Source organism: Spirosoma endophyticum (assembly GCF_900112365.1).
Taxonomy (GTDB): Bacteria; Bacteroidota; Bacteroidia; order Cytophagales; family Spirosomataceae; genus Spirosoma; species Spirosoma endophyticum.
On record NZ_FOLQ01000001.1, the window covers coordinates 116,159 to 134,550 of the forward strand.

The window sequence follows — 18,392 nt, forward strand, 5'->3', positions numbered from 1 at the left end:
CGAATCGAGCCAAATATAGACGCAAAAGCACTGACTTGTGCAAGACAAGTTTTGTGAAACGATGTTAAAGTGGAGGATTGTTAGCTTCTCGGAGCACTTGTTTATAGGTAACAACACGTAGTAGCTCTCAGTTCGGTTAAATACCATAAAACCCATATAAATGAGCTAGTATGACCTATTTTAAGGGATATTCCATCGCTAAAATCAGCTTATGGAGATTGGTATCAGCAAGCATCTAACCGGTATGAATAATTTTTTACTATTCGTCTTATTACTGACCACTACAGCCTGGCAGGCTGAGACCAAAGCCAGACTGAAGGAGGTAAATCTGGGCCCTACCGCTGAAATGGCCATCATGAAATTGCCTGCCTCTCCGCAATCGGCTGAAGAAACGGAGCCTTTGCCGTCTTTACAACCAAGACAGAATCTGCCACGAGTTGTTATCAACCGGCAGTTTATGCGGAATGCTCAGCTGCGCATTCACGTGAATGACTTTGCGGCATCGGGAAAAACTATTGAACAGGCCGTACCGAAAGCGGGTAGGCAACTGGAATGCTCGAACGAAACCAAAACTGATAACAGCATCGAAAATGCCCTGACAATTCGGATCGCTGCCGATTGATTCGATGCGTTGCTGGTCTTAATCCTGAAATCATGCTAATATAATCTTTTTAATATAGCGATCTTTGCGGTTGATTTTTAGCTTATACATTCAGTGTGGCCATTGGTCCAATGGCTGTACGTTGGTGGCTATTTTCTTGGCGGCTTTTTCAGGAATAAGCAATACCGTGAGCGCTGTTTTCGCATTAGCGGGAACTGTTACGTCGAAACCGACCCGCATTGTGCCCGGATTGGGCGCATCATACTCGTGGGGCGGGTCGGTTGACCAGGTTTTCAACACGATCGTGGCCGGTTCCTGTACAAGTAACGTTAGTTTTTTGCCATCCTTCGTCAACTCGGCCTTATTCCCATTCACGGTAACTGTAGCGGATGTCAGCATCGTCCAGCGAACGGTTGTGGCTGTCGGCAGGGTTTCCAGCTCGTCCCGAACAACAACGTAGTCCTTATTCATGATGGCAATGCCGCGCTTGGCTTTCGCCACAGATCCTTTATAAACAGCCGTAAGATCAGTAGTGGCATTCATGAACAAAGGCGTATTCGATGAGCTGGTAATCTCCGATTTTCCCGCGACGCGCTGGAGACTATCGTTGATGGTTAGCGTGTTATGGACGTAGTTGTTGTAGCGAAATACCTGCCAGCGCTGTGAGTTTTGGGTTTTATTCCACAGATCGACACCTTTCGATTCAAGCGTTTCATAACTCTGCATCCCAAAATCCATGGCCCAGCGCACACCGTCCGCGTCCATCACAAACGAACCGGCGTCCATGTGGGCATGATTCGTGCCGGGACTGCCGCCTTTAAATCCGACATAAATCGCTGCCGGATCAGTCCAGGATGTCCGCATCATGGCAACGGGTGTGGTTCCCGATCCAACCCACATAGTGGATTTAGGCGCACGAATGGCGTTCATACTAATGCCATTGCTCCACAACAACGTAGCGGGCAGCAGCCGGTCCTTGACCTGCCGTTTTGTTTCGGCCGGGTTTGTTAAGTAACGACGTTCCTCCCAGAGCAACGACGGGTCTTTTAGCTTGTTGGCAAACCAGAACATGGCTGGCTGCAATTCCCCGGTAAGACCCGAATCTGAGTAATTGAACGCGTCACCGGTTGGGCCAGTCATGTTTTCCATATAGCCCGCTGAATTTAAAAAACCCGGTTTTTGCGACAGGCCAAAGTCCGTACCGAACAATTTATCGAGTGCACTGATGAACATTACGTTAAAGCTCGTTCCGTAGCCCCAATAACTGTACCCTTCGGGGTAGGCACCATTGGGGCTATAATCGCCCATAGGCAGCACAATCGACTCGATCGACCGGTTAATGATACGTTTGGCAAGCTCCGGCTGATCTTCATAAATAGCCATCGCGCCATAGGCTATTCCCGCATTGCAGACCTGATTCCAGTTGTTGGTAACGGTGAGCCAACTGTTGAATTTAGTATCCAGTGACGGTTCAATGCCTTTTTTCAGGATGGCTTCTCTTATCGCCGATCTGGATTGGGCCGACAGGTCATTATACAGCCAGTCATACCCAATGGAAACGGCCATCGTCATTTCGGCAACGTCCAGAAAGTGAGTCGGATTCCAGTCGCTGAAGGCTGATACGGCCAACAATTCCTGCTCTGCGCGTTTTAAATACTTTTCCTGGTGGGTCATGCGGTAGGCGAAGGCCAGATAAAATATCCGGCGCAATCCCTCTCTGGATGTTGAAAGCAGCCGCCTGCCAATTTTAATACGTTCTAAGGGAGCCAGGGCAAGCATCGCGTCGCATTCCGTCAGGATGGCCTGGTTCAGTTGCCCCCAGGTTTTGTCAGCGCTTACGGTTTTGTTGATCGAAGCCTCTTCGCCTTTCAGTAAGAGAATTCGCGGATGGTCCGGAAATCTGGCTGATCCAACCCGATCGACCTGCGCCCAAACGAAGAAGGGGAATAAAAGCAGAAACGCTATTATATTAAGAAAGGAGATTTTCGTCATCATTGAGCTTCTGAGAGAGTTATTATTGTCCATAGAGCGGTCCGCCGATGCGGCACAGAGAATACAGAAACTTAAAATACTTAAAACCAGGTCTTTAAAGCTCTGTATTCTCTGTGGATAATCATTCTGTTTAAATACCTGATTAAGGGTTCAGGACTGGTTTTTTACCGTTCCAGGTGATGGGGATATTCGACAAAAACCAGGTTTTTCCTTTGTCGTTATTGCCCTGAAAGAATAAGTACGTTTTTCCTGTAGTGTCCAGAAAAATATGCGGATGCCCTGATTCGCTGGCGTTCCAACTGCCCGGCGCCCCATTTTTTAGAAACGGCTCCGGTTGCATCCGTTTCCAGTGCAGACCATCTGTACTACTAGCTACGCCAACCTGTTGCGGCCAGTTATTATAAGCCCCGGCGTAGAACATGACCAGCTCATTACCCCGCTGAATGATGGACGGTGCTTCGATGCACTCGCCTTCCCAGGGGAGTTCTGGTTTCAAAATTGGACCATCGGTGGCGACCTGTTTCCAGTCCTCCCGGTTGAAGTTGGTCGTTGCGGGCGCTATGGCTACGCCCAACTGCTGAATTTTATAGGACGTATCGCGAGTCGCGAAATACAGAAAATACTGGTTCTTAAACTTGTAGACTTCCGCATCAATAGCCCGCCCGCAGGACCAGTCAGATAGGGCAGGGCGAAAGATTGGGTTGGTGGCATTGCGGGTAAAATGAAGACCATCGGCAGAAACCGCGTGACAGATAGCATCTTTACGCCCGTTGCCGTATGTCTGGTAAAAGATATGCACGTTTCCATCGCGGACGAGGGCACTGGGCGCACATAACCCTTTTTTCTCATAGTCGGCAACCGGTTTCATTTCGCCAATTTTCTGCCAGTTCGTTAAATCCGGACTTTTGGCAATGCCAATGCCCCAAATGTCGGCGCCGGTAGAATCTTTGCCCATCGGCACCGAATAATAGAGCAGGTAGCGACCCTTGAACCGAATAACGTGCGGATCTTTTGAATAGCCCGGTTTACGGTACGTAGTGTCGCCAAATAGCATTTTGGGACGGATGTTTTGGGCTGCTACGGGCAGGCGTAATCCACCAGCCAACGCTACAAACAAACTGATATAGACAAGTTTTAGAGACATATATTCCTGAGAATTGCGTTTCGTGTAGCCAGCCTGATACGTAGGCGCTACGTTTTTCAATAGTCAAGCAATCAACGGCTGATTGTTACTTAACATCTAATGGTTAAGGAATAGGATGAATAAAAAAGAAGGCTGCGAAATATAGAATTTCGCAGCCTTTAAGAAATAAATTACTATAAGATTGTTTGTCATCCCGACGCAGGAGGGATGATAGAAAGTAGGGTTGAGTAAATTACTTCAGCAAATTCAAATCGGGTTGGGCGTATTTATAGACCTTAAAATAGAGCGTCGTTTTTGTCTGATAAATCCCTTCAATCGTTGAAATCTCGTTGATGAACTCCACCAGGTCGTTGTTTGTCGGGCACATAACGTCAACTTCCAAGTCATAATCGCCCGACGTACTGGCTAGGAAACTAACTTCCGGCATTTTCGAAATGGTTTGAGCAACCTGCTCTTTCAACGTAGCAGGCCGTATGTATACCGCCACGTGCGCGTAAGCCTTAAAGCCAACTTTATCGGGGTCAACCCGCCCGATGATACTAATTACTCCGTCTTCAATTAATCGGTTCAGGCGGGTGCGGGCGGTGCCAACTGACACATTCAAGTGTTCGGCAATTTCTGTGAATGACATCCGTCCGTCTTTCTGTAGACATGACAGTATCGCGAAGTCTAACTCATCCAGCGTGCTTTGCGTCTTTTCCATTGGCGTACTTTTGTCTTGTAAAATTATTGCTAAAATTTGACTACTATCTAAATAATTTTTAGTTTGCACATCTTATTTCTGCAAAAAATGCAGATATACAACAAAACCATGAAGTATACCCCCATTCAGAATTACATAAACGGCCAGTTTGTCGACGCAACAACCGATCAAACGCTGGAGGTGATTTCGCCAGTAGATGGTACATTTCTGTCAACGGTTCCGCTATCGACTGCCAGTGATCTGGATGCTGCGGTCAAGGCTGCCAAAGCGGCCTTTTCGGGCTGGAGCCGGACAACGATCAAAGAAAGAGTACAGGTCTTTTTTCGCTATAAAGCCCTGTTGGAGAAAAATATAGATGAACTGGCTCTGCTGGTTCAGGAAGAGAATGGGAAAACCTACGCAGAAGCCGTTGCCGAAATCGAAAAAGGCGCTGAACTGGCTGAATTTGCCTGTTCGCTTCCCCAGATCGTTACCGGCGAAATTCTGGAAGTGAGTCGGGGGGTTGAGTGTCGCACCGAACATGTACCGCTGGGGGTTGTGGCCAGCATCGTGCCGTTTAACTTTCCGAGTATGGTGCCCAACTGGACCATACCAAACGCTATTGCGCTGGGCAACTGCATGATTCTCAAGCCATCGGAGAAAGTGCCGTTAAGTGTGGGCCGATTAGCGGAGTTGTTGCAGGAAGCGGGTTTGCCAGCGGGCGTTTTCAACGTTGTGCACGGTGATAAGGACGTAGTGGAAGCTATTTGCGACCATCCCGGCATCGAAGCGGTTTCGTTTGTTGGGTCAACGAAAATTGCCAAAGCTGTTTATAAACGGGCCACCAGCAACTACAAACGCTGCCTGGCGTTGGGTGGGGCCAAAAATCACCTGATCGTTTTGCCCGATGCCATTCCGGGCATGACGGCTCAAAACATTACAGCGTCGATGGCGGGATGCGCGGGTCAGCGGTGTATGGCGGCTTCGGCGATGGTAGCGGTTGGTCCCGTCGATCACATCATTGAGAAACTTTGCGAGGAAGCGCAAAAGATGATTCCCGGCGGCAGTCTGGGCGCTGTGATCAACCGGGCGTCCAAGGAACGTATTGAACAGTACATTACCGATGCCGAAAGGCAGGGCGCAAAAGTGCTCGTCGATGGCCGCAATCCAACGGTAGCTGGTAAAGAAAACGGTACGTATGTTGGTCCAACAGTGATCGACTATGTTACGCCGGATATGGCGATTGCGCAGGAAGAAATTTTCGGGCCGGTCATCAGCATCATGCGGACGAATACCGTCGATGAAGCGCTGGCCATCGAGAACGCCAATCCCTACGGAAATGCGGCTTCCGTATTTACCCAAAATGGCGGGATGGCGCGTTACGTGATCGACAAAGCCAGCGCTGGCATGGTCGGCGTCAACGTGGGTGTACCGGTTCCGCGCGAACCATTCTCGTTTGGTGGCTGGAACGATAGCCGCTTCGGGGTAGGGGACATCACCGGCAAAAGCTCCATCGAATTCTGGACAAAACTCAAGAAAAGCACGACTAAGTGGAACCCCGAAGCGGGCATAAACTGGATGAGTTAATTTCAACTTTGATAAAGTTTTAAACCGAAAACGATAAACTGACATGCTTGACACCGCAACACTTTCCGAAACGCAGGAAGTCCTTCAGGATAGCTTCGATTACACCGTGTTTGCCTGGAGCAAACAGAAAGGCATTTCGCCGATTGCGGTAAAATACGCCAAAGGTGTTTACCTGTACGACTACGACGACAAACGCTACATCGACTTTTCGTCGGGTCTAATGAACGTGAACATCGGGCATGGTAATCAGCGGATTACCGAAGCTGTTGTTCGGCAGATGCAGGAAGTGAGCTACGTGACGCCCTACTGCGTAACAAAAGTTCGGGGTGAGCTGGGCAAGAAGCTGGCCGAAATCTGCCCCGGCGATCTGAACAAAGCATTCTTCACCTTATGCGGTGCTACGTCCAATGAAGCGGCAATTAAACTGGCGCGTTTGTATACGGGACGACACAAAATCCTGAGTCGCTACCAATCCTACCACGGCGCTACGTATGGTACGTTATCGGTGGGTGGTGACCCCCGCAAACTCACCGACGATTCGCAGCAGGCTCCCAATTTCGTGCACATCGATATTCCCTACAAATATCGCTGGAACCACGACGAAGCCAGCATGCTTACGGATTCTGTGGAACATCTGGAGCGGGTCATTGCTTACGAAGGACCGGGCAATATTGCCGCCATTATGCTGGAAGGCGAGTCGGGCACGTCGGGTTGTCTGCAATACCCGGTTGGCTATTTAGCTGCCGTTCGGGAAATCTGCGACAAGCATGGCATCCTGATCATCATGGACGAAGTCATGAGCGGTTTCGGGCGTACCGGTAAGTGGTTTGGCTTTGAAAACCACGGCATTGTACCCGATATGGTCACGATGGCCAAAGGCATTACGAGTGGCTACATTCCGTTTGGTTGCCTGATGGTTACGGATAAAATCGCTTCCCGCTATGACGATACGGTGTTAGCAACGGGCATGACGTATGCCGCCCATCCGGTGGGTTGTGCGGCTGCGCTGGAAACCCTGAAAGTATATGAGGACGAAAATCTGATCGAGAACACCGTCGAAATGGGCAGATACATGGATGAACAAGCTGCAATTTTGATGCAGAAGCATCCGAGCATCGGCGATTTTAGAAATACGGGTCTACTTGGCTGTTTCGAGTTGGTTAAAAACCGGAAAACCAAAGAACCGATGGCGCCTTTCAACGCCAGGCCGGAAGAAATGGCTGTGATGAGCAAAGTAGCTGCCAAAATAAAAGAGTTAGGTATGTACACCTTCGTCCGCTGGAGTTACGTGTTCGTGGCACCACCGCTGTGTGTCACGAAGGCCCAAATCGATGAAGGTTTAGCGATCATTAGCGAAGCGCTGAAAATTGCCGACGAATACGTAGTGGAGTGATTTATCGAACCCCCAACCCCCTAAAGGGGGCTTAACTTATTCGCAACCTAAGCCCCCTTTAGGGGGTTGGGGGTTTACTGACAATAGAGAATTTCAACATTATCATTCTAAAATGCGCACAGCCAGACGCCAATTTATTAAGACACTTTCGGTCGGAACGGCCTCGGCTTTACTACCCACTACAACGTTTGCGTCAATTGGAAAAGCAGACCCCGTTAAGCGAATTATTCTGGACAGCGACACCGCAACAGACGATGCCGTAGCGGTGCTGATGGCTGTTACGTCGCCCAGGTTGAAAGTCGAAGCCATTACTATTACGTGCGGCAATGTTGGATTTGACCAGCAAACGAAAAATGCATTATACACGCTGCAAATTGCCGGAAAGAACGGCCAGATTCCTGTTTTTCAAGGCTCTGCGCGTCCCATGGTTCGGGAGGTTCACGGAAACGCGAAATACGTGCACGGCAGCGATGGCATGAGCGATTCATTCTTTCCTGACCCGCAACAAAAGCCGGAGAAAGAACACGCCGTTGATGCCATTATTCGACTGGTTGAAAAGTACCCAAACGAGCTGACGATTGTGGCCATTGGGCCATTGACCAACGTAGCATTGGCATTACTGAAAGAACCATCCATCGCCAAAAAGATCAAGGCGCTTTATTTCATGGGCGGCTTCTACAAGTTTTATGGCAATATCAATCCGAGTGCTACGTACAACGCCTGGGTTGATCCCGAAGCGGCTCGTATCGTTTTCCAATCAGGGATTCCACTTACAACGGTTGGTTTTGATGTGAGTGTAAAAAGCTCGGTTTTTACCGATGACGATTACGCGAACGTGGAAAAGCTGGGCACGAAATACAGCGACTTTTTTATGAAGATTAATAAAGTCCGTCGGAAGTATTGCAAAGAGCACCAGAAGATGAACGGGTCCAATCACCCCGACGCCATTACCATTGCCGCCGTTATTGACCCGACCCTGGTGACGCAGACCGTATCGCGCTACGTAGATGTCGAAACGCGGGGCGAGTTAACGCTCGGCGCACTGGCTATCGACGAACTCGGTGTCTGGGGCAAACCGCCCAATGCAACCATCTGCGTCGAGGCTGACGAAGCGAAGTTCAAGAAAATGGTATTTGATACGTTGAAAATGAGTTGAATAATTTGTAGTTTACGGTATTCGGTTTTTGGTGGCTGTCGCGAAACGGCTCATGCGTCAGCCCAACAAAAACCGGATACCGTAAACCGAAAACTTATGCAGGAATTTACTGAAGCAATTGTAGACGAATCGTCCGCCCTGTACAGCGAGGATCTAGCGCCCATTCCCGCATCGAAACGGACATGGAATACGTGGAATTATGCGGCACTCTGGATCAGCATGAGTCTGTGTATTCCTACGTATATGATGGCCAGTTCGCTCATACAGGGCGGTATGAACTGGTGGCAGGCCATTTTTACCATCTTTCTCGGTAACAGCATCGTACTGATTCCGATGGTCTTAAATGGACGTGCCGGGGCCAAATACGGCATTCCATTTCCGGTGCTGGTACGGTCCAGTTTCGGCACCAGTGGCGCGAATATTCCAGCTTTACTACGTGCCATCGTGGCATGTGGCTGGTTCGGTATTCAAACCTGGATTGGCGGATTTTCCATCTACCAGATGCTTCGGTTATGGGTTCCGTCGCTGGAGACGCTGCCGACCGTTTTTCCCGCTTCGTTTGGGTTGCAAACGGGTCCGGCCATCTGCTTTTTCCTGTTCTGGTTGCTGAACATGTACGTCGTTTATCTCGGCGTCGAAAGCATCAAGAAACTGCTGGTATTCAAGGCGTTCTTTCTACCTGTTGCCGCGTTAGCACTGCTTTGGTGGGCCATTTCAGCCGGAAACGGTCTTGGGCCCATTCTGGAGCAACCGGCTAAATTTGCAACTTCGGCGGAATTCTTCGCATTTTTCTTTCCGGCCTTAACCGGTATGGTTGGGTTTTGGGCTACGTTATCGCTAAATATCCCTGATTTTACGCGCTATGCCACCAGTCAGCAGGCGCAGGTACGCGGGCAAATAATTGGGCTGCCACCCGCCATGACGTTGTTCTCATTCATCGGTGTTGTCGTTACGTCGGCGACGACCATCATTTACGGCACCACCATCTGGGACCCGCTCGTTCTGGCCGGAAAATTTGACAGTAAAGTTCTCGTAAGCGTCGCCATGATTGCGGTGGCGATCTCAACGTTGGCGACCAATATTGCGGCCAACATTGTTAGTCCCGCCAACGATTTCGCCAATCTGGCTCCCTCAAAAATTGACTTTCGGACAGGGGGGTATATCACCGGTGTCATTGGTATTTTGATTTTCCCCTGGAAGCTAATCGCCGATCCGACGGGTTTCATTTTTACCTGGCTGGTCGGTTATTCCAGCTTGCTCGGACCCGTTGGTGGTATCATGATTGCCGACTATTTCTTCCTTCGGAAACAGAAATTAGTGCTCACCGATTTGTACAGCGAAACCGGCATTTATCAATTTAAAAACGGGTTTAATTCAGCCGCCATCATTGCGTTGCTAGCGGGCATTTTGCCCAATATTCCGGGTTTTCTAATTACCATTAAAGTCATTCCGGCAGACAGCGTTCCCGGCTGGATTTCACAGCTTTATAACTATGCCTGGTTCGTTGGTTTTTTTGTGAGTGGGCTTGTGTATTTGGGATTGATGAGAGGAAATATAAACGCAAAAGATGCAAGATATAGCGCAAAGAGCACAGAGGATTTATCGCTAAATGCATAGCGAACTCTGGAAATGATATGGTAGTAGGTTTAAACGATTTCTTGGTAAAGAACACTGGGAGTTAACATGTCTGTACTTATTAAAAACGGTCGAATTATTACGGCTGCTGACGATTACATTGCCGATATTTTTATTGAGGGCGAAACGATTTCGGCCATCGGGAAAGATCTGCCTATAAAAGCTGATATGACCATCGACGCGTCGGGTAAGTTGGTATTTCCCGGTGGTATCGACCCACACGTTCACCTGGCGATGCCGTTTATGGGTACGTTTTCGAGTGATACGCACGAAACGGGTACCCGCGCAGCTTTGCATGGTGGCACCACAACGGTTATTGATTTCGTCCTACAAAAACAGGGACATTCACTAAAGGAAGCGCTCGCTGACTGGAACTCCCGCGCCAAAGGAACCACCGTTGGTGATTACAGCTTCCATATGGCCATCACGGATTTTAACGAAAATACAAAGGCTGAAATTCGAGAGATGGTTGAGAACGAGGGTATTACGTCGTTCAAAACGTTCATGGCTTACAAAGGTGCGTTGATGATCGACGATAGCCAGATGATTGGCCTGATGCAGGAAGTGAAAAAGCAGGGCGGTATGGTTACGGTTCATGCCACCAACGGCGATGTCATTGATTACCTCGTTGCCAAACATAAATCGGAAGGCAAAACTGCCCCACTGTATCATTACCTCTCGCAACCCGAAGTGACTGAAGCCGAAGCCAGCGGCCGTTTTGCCGACATGGCCGACTACACCGGTGTTCCCGGTTACATCGTCCACATGACCTGCGAAGGTGCCCTGAATGCCGTTCGGAACGCAACCCGGCGCAATCAGAAAGTGTTTGTCGAAACCTGTATTCAATACCTGGTTCTTGACGCATCTCTCTACGAGCAAAACTTCGAAGGTGCCAAGTGGGTAATGAGTCCGCCCTTGCGGGAGAAAAAAGATCAGGAATCGCTATGGGCGGGTATTAATCAGGGGCTTATACAAGTTGTGGCCACCGATCATTGCCCGTTTATGTGGGAGCAGAAATTAATGGGCAAAGACGATTTCTCGAAGATTCCGAACGGGCATCCGGCCATCGAAAATCGGATGGAATTGCTCTATAGCGAAGGTGTTGACAAAGGCAAAATTACACTGAACAAATACGTGGAAGTGGCCTGTACAAACCCCGCCAAAATTTTCGGCATGTTTCCGCGCAAAGGAACAATTGCCATTGGTAGTGACGCCGATATTGTCATTTTTGACCCCAACGAAACGCATACCCTTTCAGCCAAAACGCACCACATGAATGTTGATTATTCGGGTTACGAAGGCTGGGAATTAACCGGGAAAGTAAAGACCGTTCTGCTGCGTGGCCAGATGGCCATTGACGATAATAAATGCCTGATTGATAGAGGATACGGCCAGTTTATTAAACGTAGTAAAGTGAGCGGAAAGATATAAACGCGTGGGGAATAGGAGGTTAGGACACAGGGTTAATGTTGCCAATACTGCCGCGTATTTACCCAATTCCCCTAACCCAATGCCCTCTGCTAAATAACTAAACCACAAGTAAGCATGCCACGAATTATTAGATCCGGATTGATACAAATGAGTCTGCCGAAGACCGAAGGGGAAGGCACGATTGAGGAAATTAAGGAAGCGATGGTGCAGAAACACATTCCGCTCATCGAAGAGGCTGGCGAAAAAGGCGTGCAGATTCTGTGTTTGCAGGAGATTTTCAATACGCCTTACTTCTGTCCGGGCCAGAACAGCGCGTGGTACGCTTCGGCGGAGTCGGTGCCCGGACCAACCACCGACCGGATGGCCGAGTATGCCAAAAAATACAAAATGGTGATCATCGTTCCTGTTTATGAAAAAGAGCAGGCTGGTGTACTCTACAACACGGCGGCTGTGATCGACGCCGACGGTACCTATCTGGGCAAGTACCGCAAGAATCACATTCCACATACGTCCGGCTTCTGGGAGAAATTTTTCTTTAAACCCGGCAATCTGGGATATCCCGTTTTCCAGACGATGTACGCAAAAGTTGGCGTATACATTTGCTACGACCGTCACTTCCCCGATGGGGCGCGTTGCCTTGGCCTGAACGGTGCCGAAATTGTGTACAATCCATCAGCGACGGTGGCCGGTTTGTCGCAGTATCTCTGGAAGCTCGAACAACCCGCTCATGCAGCCGCCAACGGGTATTTTATGGGGTGCATTAACCGGGTTGGCGAAGAAAAGCCCTGGAATCTCGGTCGCTTCTACGGCTCGTCGTATTTCGTTGATCCGCGCGGCCAGATTTTCGCGACGGCTTCCGAAGATAAAGACGAATTGCTCATCTCCGAATTTGACCTCGACGTCATTGACGAAGTACGTAGCGTCTGGCAGTTCTTTCGGGACCGGCGACCGGAAACGTATGATAAGTTGGTAGAACTTTAAAAGAATGATGAATTATAAATGATTTTCCGTCATTCGCAATTCATCATTTATCATTCATAATTAACAAACGTGGCAATCATCAACAATCGATTAACGGCTGAGCAGTACGAGCAAAATTTCAGCGATATCCATCCGCCGTTCGACTCGCGCGAAGCAGCTTTGGTGGAAGCGAATCGCTGTCTCTTTTGTTATGATGCGCCCTGCATTAAAAGCTGCCCGACGAGCATCAACATACCTAAATTCATTAAGCAGATTACCACCGATAACATCAAAGGATCAGCCTATACGATTTTTGATGCCAATATTATGGGGGCGGGCTGCTCGAAAGTTTGCCCGGTCGAGAAATTGTGCGAAGGTTCCTGCGTCTATAATTTCCTGGAAGAACTGCCCATCCCGATTGCCAAATTGCAACGCTATTCGACCGAAAAAGCGATTGAACATAAGTGGCCCTTGTTCCAGCGCAAACCGTCAACCAGTCGAAAAGTCGCTGTGATTGGTGCGGGTCCGGCGGGTTTGAGTTGCGCGCATGTCCTGAGTCGGGAAGGTGTTGACGTAACGATCTACGAGAAAGAAAGCAAAGGGGGTGGCCTGATGACCTATGGTATTGCGGCTTATAAAGTGACGCCCGAATTCTGTGAAGATGAAGTCAATTTCATTACGTCGCTGGGTGGAATTGACATCAAATACGAACAGGAATTAGGCAGGAACGTATCGCTTGCCGAATTACAGGCGAACTATGACGCGGTGTATATCGGCATCGGCGTTGGCGTGGCACGGCAGTTGGATATTCCCGGCGAACATCTCTTAGGCGTTGAAGACGCGATACGGTTCATCTACGACATTCGGGAGAAAGGCTATCCGTCCATACCCGTCGGCGATAAAGTAGCTGTTATTGGTTTGGGAATGACCGCCATTGATGCGGCTACGCAGGCTAAGCGATTGGGAGCCAAAGAGGTAACCATCGTTTACCGTCGAACACAAGCCGAAATGCCCAGTACCGAAGTCGAACTAAATCTGGCAAAACTTGACGGTTGTACTATTATCTGGCTGGCGTCGCCTAAAGAAATCATTGGCGAAAACGGTCAGGTTACCCAACTGATCTGCAACGTAATGGAATTGGGCGTGCCTGATACCTGCGGGCGTCGGTCGCCGGTTGAGACGGGCGAAACCATTACGTTGAACGTCGATATGGTTATCAAAGCGGCTGGTCAGGTTCCCTACGAAGGACTGGTGAGCAGCCATGCGATTACTAACTGGAACGGTAAGATTGCCATCGACGGAAGCTGTGCCACTAACATTCCGGGCGTTTTCGCGGGTGGTGATTGCGTCAACGGTGGCAAAGAAGTAGTCGATGCCGTACAGGCGGGAAAAGATGGTGCTAAGGCGATACTAGGTTTTATAAAGAGCGAAAGAGCGAATGAGTGAAAGAGCGGTTCGCTGGTTCGATAAACGCTGGCATAAGCAACTTTCACTCTTTCACTCTTTCGCTCCTTCACTCTTTATAACGTGGCTGACTTAAGCGCAAATTTCCTCGGCATCAAATCGCCTAACCCGTTCTGGCTGGCGAGTGCCCCGCCGACGGATAAACAATACAACGTACTGCGGGCTTTCGAAGCTGGTTGGGGCGGGGTTGTCTGGAAAACTTTGGGGAGCCAGGTCAAGAACGTATCGTCGCGGTATTCGTCGATTGATTACGGCGGAACCAAGATGATGGGATTCAATAATATCGAACTCATTTCCGACCGACCGCTGGACATCAATCTCCGCGAAATCGCCGAGTGTGTCCGCCTGTTTCCCGACCGGGCTATGATCGTGTCGCTCATGGCCGACAACACCCGCGAGAAATGGCATGAGCTAATCGCGCAGGTCGAAGATACGGGTGCCCACGGGCTCGAACTCAACTTCGGCTGTCCGCACGGCATGACCGAACGAGGCATGGGTGCAGCCGTTGGGCAGGACCCAGAGATTGCCAAAATGGTGGTCGAGTGGGTGATGGAGAAAGCCACGCTTCCGGTCATTACCAAGCTAACGCCCAACGTCCATTCGGTGGTGCCAACGGGTCGGGCTGCGGTTGAGGGGGGCACGCATGCGCTGTCGCTCATCAACACGATTCAGTCGATCACGGGCGTCGATCTGGATACGTTTGTGCCAAATCCATACGTAGCAGGCAAGTCCGTTTACGGTGGTTATTGTGGTCCGGCGGTTAAGCCAATCGCCCTTAAAATGCTGACAACTATTGCCCAGGACCCACTGACGGCCCGCATGCCCATTTCAGGAATTGGCGGTGTCAGTACGTGGAAAGATGCGGTGGAGTTCATGTTGCTGGGTGCTTCAAACGTGCAGGTGTGTACGGCCGCGATGAAACATGGTTTTCGCATTGTTGACGATATGATTGACGGCATGAACAACTGGATGGACGAAAAAGGCTTCAAAACCCTTGATGATTTCATTGGCAAATCGGTGCCGACCATCACGCATTGGGAAGATCTCGACATCAATTACCACATCGTTGCGAACATCGACCAGGACAAGTGCATTCATTGTGGTTTGTGCTACATCGCCTGCGAAGACACGTCGCACCAGTCCATCAATCTGTCGTTTGGCAACCCATTCAATACGTATTCGATCAAAGAAGATGAGTGCGTAGGCTGTAATTTATGTAAATTGGTATGTCCTGTCGATAGCTGCATCACGATGGTGGAGCAACGCAAAGGCGACGACTACGTAAACTGGAAAGAGTTTCAACGGCGCGGACTACCCCTGAACGACCATTAACAAAATGATAAATGATGAATAATGATACAACCAGAAATCATTCATAATTCATACTTCATCATTCTCTTATGAGCGAACCTGTTAACGCCCAATCTACCCGTCTCGTTTACGGCCTGGAAGACAAGGTTCCTTTGGTGCCGGCGCTCCTGGTTAGTCTACAGCAGGTTGGGGCTATGGTAGTAGGGACGATCACGCCCGCGCTGATTTTGTCGGGTATTCTGCACTTTAGTGAGCAGGACACAGCCTACCTCGTCAGCATGGCGCTGGTGGCATCGGCCCTGGGTACGTTCCTGCAAACAATGCGTTTTGGGGTTGTTGGGTCCGGGTTGCTCAGCATTACCGGCACCAGTTTTGCCTTTCTGGCCCCGCTGATTCAGGCCGGAACAACAGGCGGGCTATCGCTTATGGTGGGAATGTCATTGGCTGCAACACCCGTGCAACTTGTTTTAGCGCCTTTTTTACCCAAACTGAAACGCGTTTTCACACCATTGGTTTCGGGGATCGTTGTCTTATTGATTGGGCTTTCGCTGATTCCGACAGGCATGAGAAGTATTGCCCGATTACCCGCTGAAGGGGCTCCTGCCTGGAGCGGGGGACTGATTGCGCTAATCGTTATTTCGGTAATGGTTGTTGCCCAGTCAATTGGCAAAGCCTGGGCGAGGATGGCGGCTGTACTGGTTGGCGTAATTACGGGTTATACAATTTGTGGGATGATGGGTTGGCTTCAAAGTCCAGTCCAAAGTAATGGTTCCTGGATTACGTTGCCCCAACTGTTTCCGCACGGTCTGGCTTTCAAATGGGAGCTGTTGTTTCCATTTGCGTTTATCTACCTCGTCTGCGTGCTGGAAGCGATGGGCGACATTACCGCTACGTCCCAACTGTCTGGCTTACCGACCGATGGTCCCGATCATTGGGTTCGTATTCGCGGGGGTATTTTAGCCGACGGACTGACCTGCATTGGCTCGACCCTGGTCGGTGGTTTTCCGAGTGCAACCTACGCGCAGAACAACGGCGTTATCCAGATGACGGGTGTTGCCGCCCGACGTATCGGCTGGATCATGGCGATCGTCCTGCTTTGTCTGGGGCTTTTTCCGCCGGTTGGTCGCTGGATCACCGTGATGCCGCCCAGCGTATTGGGCGCCCTGGCGATCATGCTTTTCGGGCTGGTAGCCGTGTCGGGCTTGCGGTTGATGGTGGCGGGTGGCTTGTCGCAACGGGATGCGCTGATTGCCGCGATTTCGTTAGGTGTCGGCATTGGCGTTCCCTCGCAGGAGGAGTGGCTAGAAACACTGCCGAGCGTGGTTCAAACGTTCCTGGAGTCAGGCGTCTCGGCTGGTGGATTGGTGGCATTGCTGCTCAATCTGCTCATACCAAGTAGCGATCAAAAGAAGTTGAAAGAAGGACCCGCCGAATTGCTTTAACTCAGAGAAAACGCTAGTATCAGCGTTTTAAGAAAATATATTATTGAACACAGAGGCACAGAGAACAAAATATTGGATCTAATACACTGTGTTCTCTGTGCCTCTGTGTTCAAATCAGTTTTTCGCGTATTTAGCCTTGATAAAATTCATCTTAAATAATAAAGAAGTCAGTACGGCGATGCCAAACGGTACGCCAGTGCTCGATTTTATTCGCTATAATCAATACCTGACGGGCACAAAAATTGGCTGTCGCGAGGGCGATTGCGGGGCTTGCACCGTCATTGTGGGTGAGTTGAACAACGGCGAATTGCGTTACCGAACCGCTACGTCCTGCCTGATGCCGCTGGGTAATGCACACGGCAAACATATCGTGACGATTGAAGGACTTAATATGGCCGAGTTGAATCCAATTCAGCAGGCCATGTCCGACGAATCGGCGACACAATGCGGGTTTTGCACACCGGGTTTTGTGGTATCGATGGCGGCATTTTGCCTGAGTAAAAAAGAACCGACTTCAGAGAATGCCATTGCCGCTATTGATGGAAACATCTGCCGATGTACAGGCTATAAATCCATTGAGCGGGCGGCTGCTCGGGTGGCTGATTTGCTGGTGCAACGTCAGGACGAAGATCCGGCAAAATTTGCGGTGAAGAAGGCCATGCTGCCTTCGTACTTTTTCAACATGAAGGAGCGGTTGCAAACACTGTCGTTAAACCTGAATGGTGAACTGACAAACGAAAATGCAGCCGCTCAGCGGGTGGGTGGCGGAACGGATTTGTACGTCCAGAAACACGACGAAATCAAGGAGGCATCCATCCGTTTTCTATTTGATCAACCCGGATTGAAAGGCATTCAACAGGCAGGAAATCAATGCCTGATTGGCCCGTCAGCGACGGTGACCGATCTGATCGAGTCGCCCGTGATACAGGAATACTTCCCTGATTTTAAGGCCTACACCAAACTGATCTCGTCGACGCCCATCCGTAATATGGCGACCATCGGCGGCAACTTCATCAATGCGTCACCCATCGGCGATTTTACGATCTTCTTTCTGGCGCTGGATGCTACGTTGACATTCAGCGATGGCACCACGTCGCGGGAGCTACCGCTACGTGATCTGTACAAAAGCTACAAAACACTCGATAAACAACCCGAAGAAAATCTGGAGCAAATTCGCTTTGATCTGCCCGATTCAAACACAAGGTTCAACTACGAAAAGGTCAGCAAACGAACGCACCTCGACATTGCCAGCGTCAACTCCGCCATTCGCATTACGGCCGAAAACGACGTACTGATCAACGTTAAATTATCCGCCGGAGGTGTCGCAGCTACTCCGAAACAGTTAACAAAAACGGCTGAATTTCTAACCGGGAAACTGTTGACCGAAGAACTGATTCTCGACGCCATCGTCATCGCTCAAACCGAAATCGCGCCCATCAGCGACGCCCGCGGAACCGAAGCCTACAAGCGGTTACTGCTCAGTCAGTTGATCAAAGCGCATTTTATAAAGCTATTCCCGGCAATGAAGGTAGAACGGTTGATCCCTGCGACGGCGAAATAGTTAAGACTGACATTACGTGAAAAAAGCCGTTAC

14 protein-coding genes are annotated in these 18,392 nt (G+C 49.8%); 11 read left to right on the forward strand and 3 right to left on the reverse strand.

Going from position 1 to position 18,392, the window contains the following annotated elements:
* Positions 1 to 244: 244 nt before the first annotated feature.
* Positions 245 to 622 (forward strand): DUF4349 domain-containing protein, encoded by a 378-nt coding sequence (locus tag BM202_RS00445; RefSeq protein WP_177236475.1) that lies wholly within the window; start codon positions 245 to 247, stop codon positions 620 to 622.
* Between the two features lie 90 nt (positions 623 to 712).
* Here the strand turns inward: BM202_RS00445 and BM202_RS00450 are convergent, their stop codons facing one another.
* From BM202_RS00450 to BM202_RS00460, 3 genes are all read right to left on the reverse strand, one after another.
* Complete coding sequence (locus BM202_RS00450) at positions 713 to 2,596, reverse strand: heparinase II/III domain-containing protein (protein ID WP_093822507.1); 1,884 nt, start codon at positions 2,594 to 2,596, stop codon at positions 713 to 715.
* 139 nt (positions 2,597 to 2,735) lie between these two features.
* Positions 2,736 to 3,797 carry a family 43 glycosylhydrolase gene (locus BM202_RS00455; RefSeq protein ID WP_245776466.1) on the reverse strand — a complete coding sequence of 354 codons (1,062 nt, stop codon included), beginning with the start codon at positions 3,795 to 3,797 and terminating at the stop codon, positions 2,736 to 2,738.
* A 172-nt stretch (positions 3,798 to 3,969) separates the two neighbouring features.
* On the reverse strand, positions 3,970 to 4,440 hold the full coding sequence (locus BM202_RS00460) for an Lrp/AsnC family transcriptional regulator (RefSeq protein ID WP_093822508.1): 471 nt from the start codon (positions 4,438 to 4,440) through the stop codon (positions 3,970 to 3,972).
* Between the two features lie 108 nt (positions 4,441 to 4,548).
* On the opposite strand from BM202_RS00460, the gene BM202_RS00465 reads away from it, so the two are divergent.
* The 10 genes from BM202_RS00465 (at position 4,549) to BM202_RS00510 (ending at position 18,359) form a co-directional block, all read left to right on the forward strand.
* Positions 4,549 to 6,006: a CoA-acylating methylmalonate-semialdehyde dehydrogenase gene (locus BM202_RS00465; protein ID WP_093823547.1), complete on the forward strand. Its 1,458-nt coding sequence runs from the start codon at positions 4,549 to 4,551 to the stop codon at positions 6,004 to 6,006.
* Between the two features lie 43 nt (positions 6,007 to 6,049).
* A complete protein-coding gene (locus BM202_RS00470; protein ID WP_093822509.1) occupies positions 6,050 to 7,399 on the forward strand; it encodes an aminotransferase class III-fold pyridoxal phosphate-dependent enzyme in 1,350 nt (449 codons plus the stop codon).
* Positions 7,400 to 7,511: 112 nt separating this feature from the next.
* Positions 7,512 to 8,555 carry a nucleoside hydrolase gene (locus BM202_RS00475; protein ID WP_093822510.1) on the forward strand — a complete coding sequence of 348 codons (1,044 nt, stop codon included), beginning with the start codon at positions 7,512 to 7,514 and terminating at the stop codon, positions 8,553 to 8,555.
* A gap of 96 nt (positions 8,556 to 8,651) precedes the next feature.
* On the forward strand, positions 8,652 to 10,172 hold the full coding sequence (locus tag BM202_RS00480) for an NCS1 family nucleobase:cation symporter-1 (RefSeq protein WP_093822511.1): 1,521 nt from the start codon (positions 8,652 to 8,654) through the stop codon (positions 10,170 to 10,172).
* A gap of 66 nt (positions 10,173 to 10,238) precedes the next feature.
* Entirely contained in the window at positions 10,239 to 11,621 is a 1,383-nt protein-coding gene (gene hydA / locus BM202_RS00485) for a dihydropyrimidinase (RefSeq protein ID WP_093822512.1), read from the forward strand.
* A gap of 114 nt (positions 11,622 to 11,735) precedes the next feature.
* Entirely contained in the window at positions 11,736 to 12,602 is an 867-nt protein-coding gene (locus BM202_RS00490; RefSeq protein ID WP_177236476.1) for a nitrilase-related carbon-nitrogen hydrolase, read from the forward strand.
* A gap of 69 nt (positions 12,603 to 12,671) precedes the next feature.
* Positions 12,672 to 14,027, forward strand: coding sequence for an NAD(P)-dependent oxidoreductase (locus BM202_RS00495; protein ID WP_093822514.1), 1,356 nt, complete (start codon positions 12,672 to 12,674; stop codon positions 14,025 to 14,027).
* Between the two features lie 81 nt (positions 14,028 to 14,108).
* Positions 14,109 to 15,377, forward strand: a complete 1,269-nt coding sequence (gene preA / locus BM202_RS00500; RefSeq protein ID WP_093822515.1) for an NAD-dependent dihydropyrimidine dehydrogenase subunit PreA — start codon at positions 14,109 to 14,111, stop codon at positions 15,375 to 15,377.
* A gap of 68 nt (positions 15,378 to 15,445) precedes the next feature.
* Positions 15,446 to 16,798 (forward strand): uracil-xanthine permease family protein, encoded by a 1,353-nt coding sequence (locus tag BM202_RS00505; RefSeq protein ID WP_093822516.1) that lies wholly within the window; start codon positions 15,446 to 15,448, stop codon positions 16,796 to 16,798.
* 136 nt (positions 16,799 to 16,934) lie between these two features.
* Positions 16,935 to 18,359, forward strand: coding sequence for an FAD binding domain-containing protein (locus BM202_RS00510; RefSeq protein WP_093822517.1), 1,425 nt, complete (start codon positions 16,935 to 16,937; stop codon positions 18,357 to 18,359).
* The last annotated feature ends 33 nt before the right edge of the window (positions 18,360 to 18,392 follow it).